The sequence below is a fragment of the Glycomyces sp. NPDC048151 genome (assembly GCF_043202775.1).
Taxonomy (GTDB): domain Bacteria; phylum Actinomycetota; class Actinomycetes; order Mycobacteriales; family Micromonosporaceae; genus Glycomyces.
Map to the genome: position 1 here is coordinate 190356 of NZ_JBIDBB010000003.1, position 12395 is coordinate 202750.

Genomic DNA, 12395 nt, shown 5'->3' on the forward strand with positions numbered 1-12395 from the left:
GCCGCTTCCCTTGCGGCGCAGTGAGGAGCGAACCATGCAGTCCACCGACTTCTACCCGACCCGCCGCTTCAAGGAACCGCGCCTGGTCTACCGCACCGAGGATCCCGCCGTGTGGGGCCGCCCGAGCGACGGGCCGCTCACCGAGGACGTCCTCGGCAGCCACGAGCTCGACGGCTTCACCGCGATCGAGCAGCTGCTCGAGCCGGCCGAACTCGCCGCCGCGCAGTACGAGCTCAACCAGATCCTCCAGGACCCGGCCCTCGCGGGCGACGAGCGCGTCATCCGCGAGCGCGCCACCGACGAGGTCCGCTCGGTCTTCGACGTGCACCGGCTCTCGCCGTTCTTCGACGCGCTCATCCGCAGCGACCGGGTCGCCGGGGTTGCCCGCCAGATCCTCGGCTCGGACGTGTACGTGCACCAGAGCCGCGTCAACTACAAGCCCGGCTTCGGCGGCGCGCCGTTCGAATGGCACTCGGACTTCGAGACCTGGCACGCCGAGGACGGCATGCCGCGCATGCGTGCGGTCAGCCTCTCCCTGGCGCTGACCGAGAACTACCACTTCAACGGCTCGCTGATGATCATGCCGGGCTCGCACCAGACGTTCGTCTCGTGCGTCGGCGCGACCCCCGAGGACAACCACAAGGCGTCCCTGGTGAAGCAGGAGGTCGGCACGCCCGACCACGACTCGCTGCGGATGCTCGCCGACAAGCACGGCATCCACCAGTTCACCGGCCCGGCCGGGTCGGCGATCTGGTTCGACTCGAACTGCATGCACGGCTCGAACGGGAACATCACGCCGTTCCCGCGCTCGAACCTGTTCATCGTGTTCAACAGCGTCGAGAACGCCCTGGAAGCGCCGTTCGCGGCCGAGAAGCACCGCCCCGAGTACCTCGGCTCCCGCGACTGGGCGGTCCTCAACTAGCCCGAGACCAGGCGGCCGCGCACGGCCGCCGCGACGGGGGAAGGCGCGGGCCCGACCATGTCGGGCCCGCGCCTCGTTCTTCAAAGGGGGGCTTACGGTCCTACCCGGCGGGGACCTCCGGCACCGCGTCCTCGTCGTAGACGGGGGCGGGCATGTCCCGCAGGATGTCGCCGAGCATGTCGGCGTCGATCGGAGCGTCGTCCTGCCACGAGACCCACATGCCGACCGCCCAGCCCTCGGGCGAGTACCGCGTCGCGTAGATCTCGTGGTCGGTGTAGGGCTCCCAGTCCTCCCCGGCCTGCGGCTGGTACTCGACGTTGAGCTCTTCGAACGTCCAGATGGTGCCGTCGTCGTCGGTCATGGTGCTGCAGGCGTACTCCTCGCCGCAGACCCGCAGGTGCGGGTCCCAGTGGCCGGTCTCCGAGTAGCCCGGGATCCATCCGCCCGGCAGGTAGTACCGCAGGTCGAAGTAGACGTCCGCGGTGGTCTCGTCGACCGTCGTCTCGAACGGAAGGGTGCCGCTGTTGCCGTACGAACGCTGGATGACCAGGCCTCTGCCGGTGATGCCCAGCGACCGGGCGTCGCCGGTTCCGAGGGTCGCCTCGGGGTAGAGGTTCTGGAGCGCCTCGCGCGCGCCGTCGTAACTCTGCCGCGCCTGCTCTTCGGCCTCCGGCGAATTCGCCCAGACGTCGTACTCGTCGATCCAGCCCGTCGGGACGTCGATCAGGTCGCCCACCGGGGTCAGCTCGGACGTGTCGAACTCGAACTCGGGCATGGCCAGCGCGGCGGTTTTGAGACCTTCCAGGTCGAGCGGGTAGTCGGTGCCCGAGCAGTTGTTCCAGGAGGTGCGCAGGCCGGTGCCGTTCGGGTAGACGACCGCGATGTCGGCGGCGCAGCCGTGGTCGGCGATCATCAGGGTGCGGCCGTCGTCGAGCTCCTCGCTGGTGAACTCGGGCGCCTCCTCGCTGAAGTAGGGGCCGTCGCTGATGAGGTGCTGCGGGAACAGCTGCTGGGTGATCGGTCCGGGCTCGGCGGTCCAGCCGCCGGGCAGCAGCACCTTGAGCTCGAAGATGCTCCGCAGCGCCGAACCATCCTCTTCGGACTCGCCGCCGACGATGGTGCGCAGGTAGGTCTGGCTGTAGTTGCCGGGTTCCTGGTCCGCGCTGACGTGCATGCCGCTCGCCTCGGCCATGCACTGGTCGATCTCCTCCTGCGTGGCGCCCTCTTCGGCCAGGTAGGAGCACTCCTCCTCGTCGGGGGTGTTCTCCGGGTCGTTCCATACCCCGTTGTCGGCGAGGAGCTGGCCGAACGCCGCGGTAGCCGCGTCCTGGACGGTCAGGACCTCTGCGGACGGCTCGTACTCCGCGTACTCGCCCCCGCCGTCGGCCAGGCCCCAGTCTTCGCGGTACGGGTACCCGGCCATCGACGGGTCGTCGATCGTCTCCTCCGCGGCGGGCGGTGCGGTGTCGCCCCCCGTCGGGTCCTCGGTCGGGTCGGTCGTCCCCCCGGGAAGACCGACCACGGTTATCGCGAGCACTCCGGCCACTGCTGCGACGCCGGTGGTCGCGGCGCCCCCGAGCACCGCGCGGTGGCGACGGCGTGCGCGGTAGCCGTCGCGCACGATCCGGTCGAGGTCGAGTTCGCTTGTCGGTGGCGGGGATTCGGGCATGACGGTGCGGAAAACCGCCTCTGGATCGTCTTGCAGGTTCATCGCTTATCGCTTCCTTCCGCTACGCCCGGGCCAGGACTGGGGAATCGTCGAGGAGCTCTTTCAGCTTGCGCAGGCCCTTGGCGGACTGGCTCTTCACGGTTCCGGTCGAACAGCTCATGGCGGTCGCGGTCTCGTCGACGGACAGTTGCTCCCAGTAACGGAGCACGAGCGTCGCGCGCTGCCTGACCGGCAGCTGGTCCAGAGCCGCCAGTAGTTCCATGCGCACGTCCACTGCCTCTTGTGGACGTGCGAGTTCCTGAACGGGCAGTTCGGAACTCGTCCGCTCGCGGCGGACCCAGGCCAGGCGTCGATGGGAGATGTACACGTTGGTGACGATCTTGCGGACGTACGCCGGAGCACCGCCCGGCTCGACACGCCTCCATGCCGCGAACATCTTGGTCAACGCCTTCTGCACGATGTCGTCGGCCTCATACCAGTCCCCGCACAGCAGGTACGCGTACCTGCGCAGACTCTCGCGTTGGGCGATGGCGAAGGATCGGAACTCGGCCTCTTGCTGCTCCTCTGAACTCACGGGGCCTCTTTCAGGTGACGGGTAGGGGCCGGGCCGGCCGCGGTGTGGTGGATTCGGCGTGGCCCGACACGCCTATTACGCGGCAGCTGCGCTCCGGGTTGCCGTCGGTGCCGTGTGATCTGCCTTCATGCCGCGGCTCTCCCGGCCAGGAGCGACCGGAGCGCCGAGCCGGTGATCCACGCCGAGCCGAGCGCGGAGGCGATGACGAGGAGCAGCCAGGCGGTCGCGTCGGCGGTGTCCGCCTCGCTCGCGCCGAGGACCGCGATGACGGCCGAACCGGTGAGGGCGACGGCGATCTGCGTGAGCCCGGCCGTCCCGCACAGCGCGGCGGCCCGCCGCTCGAGCCTGCGGGCGACGACGAGTGCGGCGACGGTGAACGCGGCCGCCGTGGCGAGGTCGATGGCCCGCGCGAGCAGTGTCACCGCCAGGCCCGGGTCGCCTTCGCCGCCGAACAGGTCCCACATGATCGTCAACGCGGGCAGGCCGATCAGCAGGGTCCAGGCCGTGCGGCGCGCCTGCGCGGCCGCGAGCTCGCGCTGGAACTCGGCCGCGATGAGCTGGGGCGCACCGAACTCGGCCGCCGCGTCGGCGAGGGCACGTTCGCGCTCCATCCCCGCGTCGATCCGTTCGGCGACAGCCTCCTCGAACCCGCCGCCGAGCTCGGCGAGCATGTCGGCGCGCAGTCGCCGGGGGCCGCGCAGGGGCGCGGCGACCTCGTCGACGTACCCGTTCACGGGCCCAGGACCGCGGTCATGACCTCGCGCAGCGCCAGCCAGTCCTCGCGGCCCTTCGCGAGCGCCGCGAGGCCCTCGTCGGTGATCGCGTAGACGCGCCGCCGCCGCCCGGAGGCCTGCGTCCACTTCCCGGCCGCGTAGCCGGCGCGTTCGAGGCGGCGCAGTGCCGGGTAGACCGTGCCGCTGGGCAGGTCGAGCTGCTCGCCGCTCGACTCCTTGAGGGCCGCGATGATCGCGTAGCCATGGGCCTCACCGCGTTTGAGGGTGGCGAGGATGAGGGTGTCGAGCTGGCCGTGAATGCCGTCAGCGTCCATGCGCCCAGCTTACGCCCTCATAGGTAGACGGGCTTGATAAGTAGACGAGCTACATATAGTCTGTCTACATGATCAGACACCTGCACTTCCTCTCGCTCCTCGCCGGGCCCCTGCTCGGCGCCGTCGCCACCTTCCTCTGGGAGAGCGACCGCTACGGCACCACCGCCAGCGTCGTCCTCATGCTCAGCACCGTCGCCTGGATCTACGGCGTCCTCGGCGTCTGGGAGCGGATCGCCGCCTGGAAGCCGTGGGTCGGCGCGGTCGGCATCCTCCTGGCCCTCGCGGGCTTCGCCGGAGGCATGGCCTTCAGCCTCCAGGGGTTCTTCGAGGGCATCTTCGCGATCCCCGGCGCCGAATCGCTCGAGGCCGCGGCCGCGCACCCGGTCGCCTCGACCTTCGTCCTGTGGCTGCCCGGCCCGGCCTTCCCGGTGAGCCTCGCCGCCCTCGGGATCGTCCTCGCCTGGTCGCGCCTCGCGCCGCTGTGGCTCGGCGGGCTCCTCGTCCTGGCCAGCGTCGCCTTCCCGCTCAGCCGCATCACCCGCACCGCCGCCGTCGCGCACGGCGCCGACCTCCTCATCCTCGGGGCCTTCGCCGCGCTGGCCCTCCTCTACCTCCGCACGGACCTCCGCCGCCCCGAACCCGCCCTCCAGGCGGCCTGAACCGCCGCGCTCCGCGCCCCTGCCACTGCGTTGTCCCCATCACAGGAACCCGTTTGTAGGGGCGCGGACGCGTCCGGTACAGTTACATCCCGTCGGCGCCGCACGATTCGAGGCGCTAACACACCATTGGGGTATGGTGTAATTGGCAACACGGCTGATTCTGGTTCAGTTGTTCTTGGTTCGAGTCCAGGTACCCCAGCCATAAAATTTCTTACCCGAACACCAGGCCCACAGGCCTGGTGTTCTTGGTTTCCGCCTCACGGAAATTGCGCTTCGCCGGGAAGAGCGTTGCGCGACCAGCCCGGCGCTGGCCGATGGCCTGCACCGCCCCTGATCTCCGTCGCCGGTCAGGAGATCTCGATGAGGATCTTTCCCAGGTTCGCACCGGCGGCGAGTCTCGCGAACGCCGCGGGCGCCTCCTCCAGGGTGTAGACCCGGTCGACCGCCGCGGCGGCCGCGCCGTCGACCACCGCGGCCGTGACCGCCTCGAGATCGGCGCGCGACTGCGGCACGGCCAGGACCTTGACCCGCTTGCCCTGCTTGCGGATCGCCCATCCGGTGGCGAACACCGCGAGCAGGACGCGGGTGCGCCCGCCGACCATGAGGTAGGCCCCGCCGGGGCGCAACGCCCGGTGGACCCGGAAGGGCGAGCGGTGCCCGACGAGGTCGATGACGCGGTCGTACCGGTCGCGCCCGTCGGCCCAGTCCTCGTGCTCGAACGCGATCGTGTCGTCGGCGCCGAGCCGCAGCAGGTACTCGGCCTTGTCCCCGCGGTCGACGGCCGTAACGACAGCGCCGAGGTGTTTGGCGAGTCGGACGATGAGCGCCCCGCCCGCGCCTCCCGCGCCGTTCACCAGGACCCGCTCGCCCGGTTCGATCCCGCGGGTCGACTTGAAGGCGATGCAGCCCGCCTGCGGGATCGCCGCCGCGTCGAGGAAGGACAGACCCGCGGGCTTGCGGGCCAGCAGCCGCGGGGAGGTCGCCACGTACTCGGCGAGGCCGCCGCGGTATCCGGCCAGCTCGCCGAAGACCTCGTCGCCCACGGCGAACGCAGTGACGGCGCTCCCGGCGGCGGCCACGACTCCGGCGACGTCCGAGCCCGGCACCGGATGGCGCGGACGGCGGAGTCCGCCCAGGCGCGCGTAGAAGGGGCTTCCGGCGAGGTTCTCCCGGTCCGATCCGTTGAGGGACGCGGCCCGGACCTGGATCAGCACTTCGTCGTCCGCGGGAACCGGCTCGGGGAGGTCGCCGACGCGGACGACCTCTGCGGACCCGTATCGATCCTGGATGACCGCTTTCATGGGGGCTCCTGTCTCACGGCGGCGGAGCTCTCCACTGTAGTCAGGACCGGCTCGACCCGGAGACTCGTCGTCTGGGGTGCCGTCGCGTCGCAATCGGACGCCTCACTCGACCAGGTGGCTCCAGGATTCCGGCTCGTTGGTCAGGAACTCCTCGAGACTCCAAGGGCGCGTTCCGGTGACATGCTCGACGGTGTGGCTGGTCACCGAGGTCTCGCCGGTCGCGACGGCCTTGTACGAGCCCGCCCATCCGGCGATCTGCCAGTCTTCGGCGCCCGCCCGGGAATGGCGGGCCTCCTCGTCGGTCTCGGGGACGTAGGCGATCTCGCGGCCGGTGACCGCACCGAGAATCCGCGCCGACTCGTGCAGATCGAGCGGATCCGGGCCGGACACGTCGTAGACCCGGTCGGCATGGGCGGCGTCCAGCAGCGTCGCCACCGCGAGGCGGGCCACGTCGCGGCGGGCGACCCAGGCGACCCGGCCCCGCCCGGCCGGACCGCGGATCACGCCGTCCTGCACGAAGAGCGGCAGCATGTCGGCGTACAGCGAGTTCCGCAGGGCCGTCATCCGCAGTCCGGACTCGGCGATGAGCCGCTCGGTCTGCGCGTGCTCGCGCGCGAACGTGAACGTCGCCTCCGGGGAGGCGCCCATGAACGAGGTGTAGACGACGCGCTCGACACCGGCGGCCGCGGCGGCGCGCACCGCGCTGCGGTGCTCGGGCATCCGGTCCCGGCTCTCATGCGCGGAGACCATGAACAGGGTGTCGACGCCCGCCAGCGCGGCGCGCAGCGCGGCTTCGTCCTCATAGGACGCAACCGCGACCTCGGCGCCGTCGAGTTCGGGCGCGCGCGAGGGATCGCGGACGACGAGCCGCTGCCGCGCGCCGCGTTCGGCGAGCATCCGGGCGACCCTGGACCCCAGCTGGCCGGTGGCACCGGTGACGGCGATGATTCCCATGCGCTGGCCTTTCCCTGTGTGCGAGACGTCCGCCAGTATCCCCGCCGAGCGCGGACGCCCGCGCGGTATCCGGTGCAGCGGGTGCCGTGCAGGCGGTCAGCGCAGGTCGGAGCGGCGGGCGGCGGTGATGAGGGTCCAGGCGATGTAGGGGGCGCCGAAGACGCCGGTGACCACGCCGGTGGAGACCGGCCAGGGCAGCGCGTGCTGTGCGAGCAGGTCCGCGGTCTGGAGGAGCACCGCCCCCATGAACGCGGCGGCCGCGATGCTCTGGCCCGCCCGCCGCAGCAGGAGGCGGGCGAGGGGACCGGCGAGCATGGCGATGAACGCGATCGGGCCCGCGGCCGCGGTCGCCACGGCGATGAGGGCGACCCCGATGCCGAGCACGGCGACGCGGTCGCGCTGGGTGCGGGCGCCGAGGACTCGGGCGGTCGCGTCGCCGAGCTCCAGTGCCCGCAGCACCCGGGAGGCGTACACGGCGGCGGGAGCGAAGAGCGCCATGGTGACCGCGAGCAGGGTCAGTGCCTCCGGGGACGCCATGCCGACCGAGCCGACGAGCCAGGTGAGCGCTTCGCGCGCGTCCCGCATCTCGGCGCGGGCGACCAGGTACGAGGTGATCGACTGCGCGAAGGTGGCCACGCCGACGCCGACGAGGATGAAGCGGTAGGCGGAGACGCCGCGCCGCCAGGCGAGCAGGTAGACGAGCGCGGCGGTCAGGGCGCCTCCGGCGAGGGCGGCGGCCGGCAGCAGCAGCGCGCCCGAGGCGCCGAAGACGATCGCGGTGACGGTCGCGGTCCCGGCGCCCGCGGTGACACCGAGGAAGTCCGGCGACGCGAGCGGGTTGCCCAGCACCCGTTGGAAGAGCGTGCCCGCCGCGCCCAGCGCGAGTCCGATGAGGAGTGCCGCCGCCGCCCGCGGCAGGCGCAGTTCGCGGACGATGAACACGGTCGACGGCTCGCCGGTGCCGGTGAGTCCCGTGACGACCTCCACGGGCGGGAGCAGTTCGCCGCCGATGGCGATGGCGAGCCCGAACAGGCCGGCCGCGGCGAGGGCGAGTCCGGCAGCGACCAGTCGGACGCGGCGGCGGGCGAGCGCGCGCTGCCCGGTCGCGGTGAGGACGGCGGTCATCTCAGAGCTCCACCAGGTTGCGGTAGCGGACGAGCAGGACGAAGGCGGGGGCGCCGAGCACGCCGATGACGACCCCGACCGGGATCTCGCCGCCGGGGAGGACGAGGCGGCCGGTGATGTCGGCGCCGAGCATGAGCACCGGCCCGAGCACCGCGGAGTACGCGAGGATCCACCGGTAGTCGGGCCCGGTGATCAGCCGGGCGGCGTGCGGGACCATCAAGCCCACGAACACGATCGGGCCGCAGGCGGCGGTCGCCGCGCCGCACAGGACCGCGACCAGGGCGAACAGGCCCGCCCGGGCCGCTCCGGTGCGGACGCCGAGGCCGCGGGCGAGGTCTTCGCCGAGGGACAGCAGGTTCAGGATCCGGCCGGTGCACAGGGCGGCGGCGAGTCCTATGAGGAGGAACGGCGCGACCTGCGTCACCACGGGGAAGTACCGGCCGCCGAGCGCCCCGACCTGCCACATGCGCAGCTCTTCCAGCGCATCGGGATCGGCGAGGACGAGCGCCGAGGTGACCGAGCCGCACAGCGCGGTGATGCAGACCCCGGCCAGGGCGAGCTTGACCGGTGTCGCGCCTTCCCTGCCGACGGCGGCGATGACGTACACGGCGACGGTGGTCGCGCCCGCGCCGAGGAACGCGAACCAGACCGATCCGCTCACCGGCATGGCCCCGAACACGAACGCCGAGGCCACCACGGCGACGGCCGCCCCGGCGTTGATGCCGAGGACGCCCGCGTCGGCGAGCGGGTTGCGGGCCAGGCTCTGGAGGATCGCGCCGCTGACCGCGAGGGCCGCGCCGACGCCGATCCCGATCAGGGTGCGGGGCAGCCGCATCTCGCGGATGACGGTGGCGTCGGCGCTCGGGGCGGAGTCGGTGAACACCCGGAGGACCTCGAACGGCGCTATGTCGCGCGAGCCGAGGGTGAGGCTCAGGAGGGCGAGCAGGACGAGCCCGCCGGTCGCGGCGAGCAGGACGCCCGCCCGCACCGATGACCTGGCCATCGACGCGGGCGGGACCACCGCGGCGGCGGTCACTCCTGGACGAGGTTCTCGTCGGCGGCGCGGATCACCCCGGCGAGGCGGGTCAGCTCGGCCGTGTAGTCGCTGTACGTGTGGAGCCAGTATCCCGGCCAGGTCGTGGTCTGGCCCGCCGCGAACGCGGTGATGCTCGACGAGATGGGCGCGGCGGCGAGGGTGTCCTCGTTGCCGGGGTGCCAGCGGTCGTCGAAAAGGAGCAGGTCGGGCTGGTACTTGTCGGCGTTCTCCATGCTCAGCGTCTCCCAGTACGGGAAGTCCGGGTCGGGGGTGTCGGGGTCGATGACGTCGAGTCCCCATTGCTGGAAGTCGAGCAGTTCGGGGGCGTGCTCGGGCACGGCGATCGCGTAGCTGGTGTCGTAGGGGCTGACGGCCAGCGCGGTGAGGCCGGGCTTCTCGGCGGTGGCCGCCTGGAAGTCCGCTACGGCCGCTTCGAAAGCGGTGCGCGATTCGGCGATCTGGCCGGGGTCGGCGCCGAGGGTCTCGGCGAGTTCGGCGTACCCCTCGATGAGGGTCACCACGGAGTCGCTCTGGGCGGGGCCGACGACGGGGGCGAGTTCGGCGAGCTTCTTGCTCTCCTCTTCGACGCCGTCTTCGAGGCCGCTGTAGGCCTCCTCGACGGGCCACCAGTCGCCGACGATGAGGTCGGGCTGCAGTTCGGCGGCGGCGGCGACGTCGATTTTGCCCCACTCCTCGCCGAGGACCTCGATGCCGGAGAAGTCGGCGCCGCGGAGCGAGACGTCCTCTTCGATCGGGTTGCTGGCCCAGATGCCGATGGGCTTGATCCCGAACTCCATCAGGGCTTTCGCCGAGGAGGCCTCGGCGATGATGCGGGTGGGGACCTCGCTGGCGGTGTAGGTCTCGCCGTCTCCGGAGGTGTACGACCAGGCGACCTCGTCGCCGTCGGCCTCGGAATCGGATGCCGAGCAGCCGGAGAGCAGCAGTGCCGCAGCGGCTGTGGCTGCGAACAGGGGGCGGCGCATGGGGGATGTCCTTCCGGCGAAGTTAGCTTAGGCATACCTTATATGAAGGCGCTTCACATGCCTGTCGCCGCGCTGCGGGCATCGCGGGTCAGGTGACTTCGAGGTTGGCCATCATGCCCATGTCCTCGTGTTCGGCGTTGTGGCAGTGGAAGAGGTAGCGGCCGCGGTACCCGTCGAAGCGGGTGATGATCTCGGCGGACTCGCCGGGGCGCAGCGAGACGGTGTCCTTGAGACCGGCGTCGTGGGGCAGCGGGCCGCCGCTGCCGCGGGAGAGGATGCGGAAGCCCACGAGGTGAAGGTGGACGGGGTGGTGGACGTCGGCGATGAGACGCCAGACCTCGACGTCCCCGAAGTTGACGGTGACGTCGGTGCGGTTGGGGTCGAAAGGGAGTCCGTCGACGACCCAGCCGTGGCGGCCGTTCACGCGCCCGGCGCGGAAGGCGATGTCGCGGACGGCGACGGCCGCTGAGCGGTCCCATTCGGGGAGGTCGTCGGCGAGGGTCGCGGGGATCGCGGCGCGCTCGCCTTCGCGGACGACGCGGAACGCCATGACGTCCTTCGTGCTGCCCGACCCGAGGCGGTTCGCGAGGCGCACGGTGGTGCCGACCGGGACGCCGCCGAAGTCGATGAGCAGGTCGTAGCGTTCCGCGGGGGCGATCGGGAGGCGGTCGTGGCGGACCGGGGCCGCCAGGAGGCCCTGGTCGGCGCCGATCTGGACGAGCGGGACGGTCCGGCCGTCCTCGTCGAGGGCCTCGAGCTCGTAGTGCCTCGCGTTGGAGCCGTTGAGGACGCGCAGGCGGTAGAGCCCGGAGTCGACCTCGTGCACCGGCCAGGGAGCGCCGTTCACGAGGACCACGTCGCCGAGGACGCCCGCGGTGAACGGCGCTTCGACGCCGGTCTCGCCGGTCAGGGACGGGTCGAGCGACGGGTACTTCAGCTGGCCGTCCGCGTCGAAGGCCCGGTCGGCGATCATCAGCGGGATCTCGCGCTCGCCGCGGGGCAGGTCGAGTGCGTCTTCCACGTCGTCGCGCACGAAGTGGAGCCCGGCGAGGCCGCGCCAGATCGCCGGAGCGGTGAAGTCCATGCGGTGGTCGTGGTACCAGAGCATCGTCGCGCGCTGGTCGAGCGGGAAGCCGTACTCGCGCTGGACGTCCGTGACGACGGCGAGGTCGTCGGTCATGGCGTGGCCCTGATGGTGCGTCCCAGTCCAGCCCTCGGGGAGGACGAGGTCGGTCGGGTACCCGTCGGAGGAGGCGGGCGTGCGGCCGCCGTGGAGGTGGACGACGGTGGGCACGGGGAGCTCGTTGCGGTGCGCCACAGTGACATGGCGGCCGCGACGCGACTCGACGGTGGGGCCGGGGAACGTGCCGTTGTACGTCCACAGTCGAGTCGAGTAGCCGGGGACGATCTCGGCCTCGGTCTCCATCTGCACCATCTCGTACCGGTCCCCCTCGTCGGTGGACGAGACGGGTTCGAGCACCGCCGGGATCGGCAGCGGCACCGAGAACGCGCGCGGCAGTGGGATATCGCTCGTCAGGAGGTCGCCGGTCTCGGGGGTGCGCCGGGCCTGCGCCGCCGAGAGCGCCAGGCCGCCGACCGCGACGGCGCCCAGTCCCGCGCCGATGCCCAGCAGGCGGCGCCGTGAGACCTCAGCCATCGGTGCGCACCGCCTTCGCGCGGCGGGGGAGGGGCCGCATCCACAAGGCGGCGAACACGATCGCGATCCCGGCGACGAGTGCGACGCCGAGCGGCAGGTGCAGCCACAGGGCCCCTTTCATCCCGGCGAAGTACTGCGCCGTCACTCCGCTCATCAAAGCGAGCGAGGCCCAGAACGGCCAGGCCCGGCGCACCCGGATCCACACCGCGGCGGCCGCGCCGAGCTGCGCGAGGCTGATGAACGACACCAGGTCCGCGCCCATCACATGCCAGGACAGGCCGTCGAACTCGCCGCTGAGATAGACGCCCGCGAACACCGGCTGGCCGAAGCCGACGACCAGGAAGAGGCTCGCGGCCGACCGGAGGATCCAGCCGCTGACGGCGGTTCGCGCGCCCGGCGGGGCGGCGGTTGCTTCGAGGGTTCGTTCCACGTCGACGACGATATGACCGCGCGGTTAAGACTGCAAA

13 protein-coding genes and 1 tRNA gene are annotated in these 12395 nt (G+C 71.6%); 3 read left to right on the forward strand and 11 right to left on the reverse strand.

Going from position 1 to position 12395, the window contains the following annotated elements:
- Positions 1–34: 34 nt before the first annotated feature.
- Positions 35–922 (forward strand): ectoine hydroxylase, encoded by an 888-nt coding sequence (gene thpD, locus ACGGCP_RS07505; RefSeq protein ID WP_392962504.1) that lies wholly within the window; start codon positions 35–37, stop codon positions 920–922.
- A 100-nt stretch (positions 923–1022) separates the two neighbouring features.
- On the opposite strand, the gene ACGGCP_RS07510 is transcribed toward thpD, so the two are convergent.
- The 4 genes from ACGGCP_RS07510 to ACGGCP_RS07525 form a co-directional block, all read right to left on the reverse strand.
- Positions 1023–2633: a hypothetical protein gene (locus tag ACGGCP_RS07510; protein ID WP_392962507.1), complete on the reverse strand. Its 1611-nt coding sequence runs from the start codon at positions 2631–2633 to the stop codon at positions 1023–1025.
- A 19-nt stretch (positions 2634–2652) separates the two neighbouring features.
- Positions 2653–3165, reverse strand: a complete 513-nt coding sequence (locus ACGGCP_RS07515; protein ID WP_392962509.1) for a SigE family RNA polymerase sigma factor — start codon at positions 3163–3165, stop codon at positions 2653–2655.
- 125 nt (positions 3166–3290) lie between these two features.
- Positions 3291–3899 (reverse strand): permease prefix domain 1-containing protein, encoded by a 609-nt coding sequence (locus ACGGCP_RS07520; protein ID WP_392962512.1) that lies wholly within the window; start codon positions 3897–3899, stop codon positions 3291–3293.
- On the reverse strand, positions 3896–4213 hold the full coding sequence (locus ACGGCP_RS07525) for a PadR family transcriptional regulator (protein WP_392962515.1): 318 nt from the start codon (positions 4211–4213) through the stop codon (positions 3896–3898). The genes ACGGCP_RS07520 and ACGGCP_RS07525 overlap by 4 nt, the downstream gene beginning before the upstream one ends.
- A gap of 68 nt (positions 4214–4281) precedes the next feature.
- Between ACGGCP_RS07525 and ACGGCP_RS07530 the strand changes: the two genes are divergently transcribed.
- Positions 4282–4872, forward strand: coding sequence for a hypothetical protein (locus tag ACGGCP_RS07530; RefSeq protein WP_392962518.1), 591 nt, complete (start codon positions 4282–4284; stop codon positions 4870–4872).
- Positions 4873–4999: 127 nt separating this feature from the next.
- Positions 5000–5074: transfer RNA gene (locus ACGGCP_RS07535), tRNA-Gln, on the forward strand.
- Between the two features lie 145 nt (positions 5075–5219).
- Here the strand turns inward: ACGGCP_RS07535 and ACGGCP_RS07540 are convergent.
- From ACGGCP_RS07540 to ACGGCP_RS07570, 7 genes are all read right to left on the reverse strand, one after another.
- Positions 5220–6173: an NAD(P)-dependent alcohol dehydrogenase gene (locus tag ACGGCP_RS07540; RefSeq protein WP_392962520.1), complete on the reverse strand. Its 954-nt coding sequence runs from the start codon at positions 6171–6173 to the stop codon at positions 5220–5222.
- A 102-nt stretch (positions 6174–6275) separates the two neighbouring features.
- Entirely contained in the window at positions 6276–7127 is an 852-nt protein-coding gene (locus ACGGCP_RS07545) for an SDR family oxidoreductase (protein ID WP_392962522.1), read from the reverse strand.
- Between the two features lie 96 nt (positions 7128–7223).
- Entirely contained in the window at positions 7224–8252 is a 1029-nt protein-coding gene (locus ACGGCP_RS07550) for a FecCD family ABC transporter permease (RefSeq protein ID WP_392962524.1), read from the reverse strand.
- A gap of 1 nt (position 8253) precedes the next feature.
- The gene (locus tag ACGGCP_RS07555; RefSeq protein WP_392962527.1) at positions 8254–9288 is read right to left on the reverse strand and encodes a FecCD family ABC transporter permease; all 1035 of its coding nucleotides are present in this window, start codon (positions 9286–9288) and stop codon (positions 8254–8256) included.
- A complete protein-coding gene (locus ACGGCP_RS07560; RefSeq protein ID WP_392962529.1) occupies positions 9285–10271 on the reverse strand; it encodes an ABC transporter substrate-binding protein in 987 nt (328 codons plus the stop codon). Before ACGGCP_RS07560 ends, ACGGCP_RS07555 begins: the two co-directional genes overlap by 4 nt.
- Before the next feature lie 88 nt (positions 10272–10359).
- Complete coding sequence (locus ACGGCP_RS07565; RefSeq protein WP_392962532.1) at positions 10360–11928, reverse strand: multicopper oxidase family protein; 1569 nt, start codon at positions 11926–11928, stop codon at positions 10360–10362.
- On the reverse strand, positions 11921–12358 hold the full coding sequence (locus ACGGCP_RS07570) for a hypothetical protein (RefSeq protein WP_392962535.1): 438 nt from the start codon (positions 12356–12358) through the stop codon (positions 11921–11923). The genes ACGGCP_RS07565 and ACGGCP_RS07570 overlap by 8 nt, the downstream gene beginning before the upstream one ends.
- Positions 12359–12395 lie beyond the last annotated feature (37 nt).

What these genes read in the sequence shown, in the direction of transcription:
- thpD (WP_392962504.1), top strand. Translation starts at nt 35, where the DNA reads ATGCAGTCCACCGACTTCTACCCGACCCGCCGCTTCAAGGAACCGCGC.
- ACGGCP_RS07510 (WP_392962507.1), bottom strand. Translation starts at nt 2,633, where the DNA reads ATGAACCTGCAAGACGATCCAGAGGCGGTTTTCCGCACCGTCATGCCC.
- ACGGCP_RS07525 (WP_392962515.1), bottom strand. Translation starts at nt 4,213, where the DNA reads ATGGACGCTGACGGCATTCACGGCCAGCTCGACACCCTCATCCTCGCC.
- ACGGCP_RS07530 (WP_392962518.1), top strand. Translation starts at nt 4,282, where the DNA reads ATGATCAGACACCTGCACTTCCTCTCGCTCCTCGCCGGGCCCCTGCTC.
- ACGGCP_RS07540 (WP_392962520.1), bottom strand. Translation starts at nt 6,173, where the DNA reads ATGAAAGCGGTCATCCAGGATCGATACGGGTCCGCAGAGGTCGTCCGC.
- ACGGCP_RS07545 (WP_392962522.1), bottom strand. Translation starts at nt 7,127, where the DNA reads ATGGGAATCATCGCCGTCACCGGTGCCACCGGCCAGCTGGGGTCCAGG.
- ACGGCP_RS07550 (WP_392962524.1), bottom strand. Translation starts at nt 8,252, where the DNA reads ATGACCGCCGTCCTCACCGCGACCGGGCAGCGCGCGCTCGCCCGCCGC.
- ACGGCP_RS07560 (WP_392962529.1), bottom strand. Translation starts at nt 10,271, where the DNA reads ATGCGCCGCCCCCTGTTCGCAGCCACAGCCGCTGCGGCACTGCTGCTC.
- ACGGCP_RS07565 (WP_392962532.1), bottom strand. Translation starts at nt 11,928, where the DNA reads ATGGCTGAGGTCTCACGGCGCCGCCTGCTGGGCATCGGCGCGGGACTG.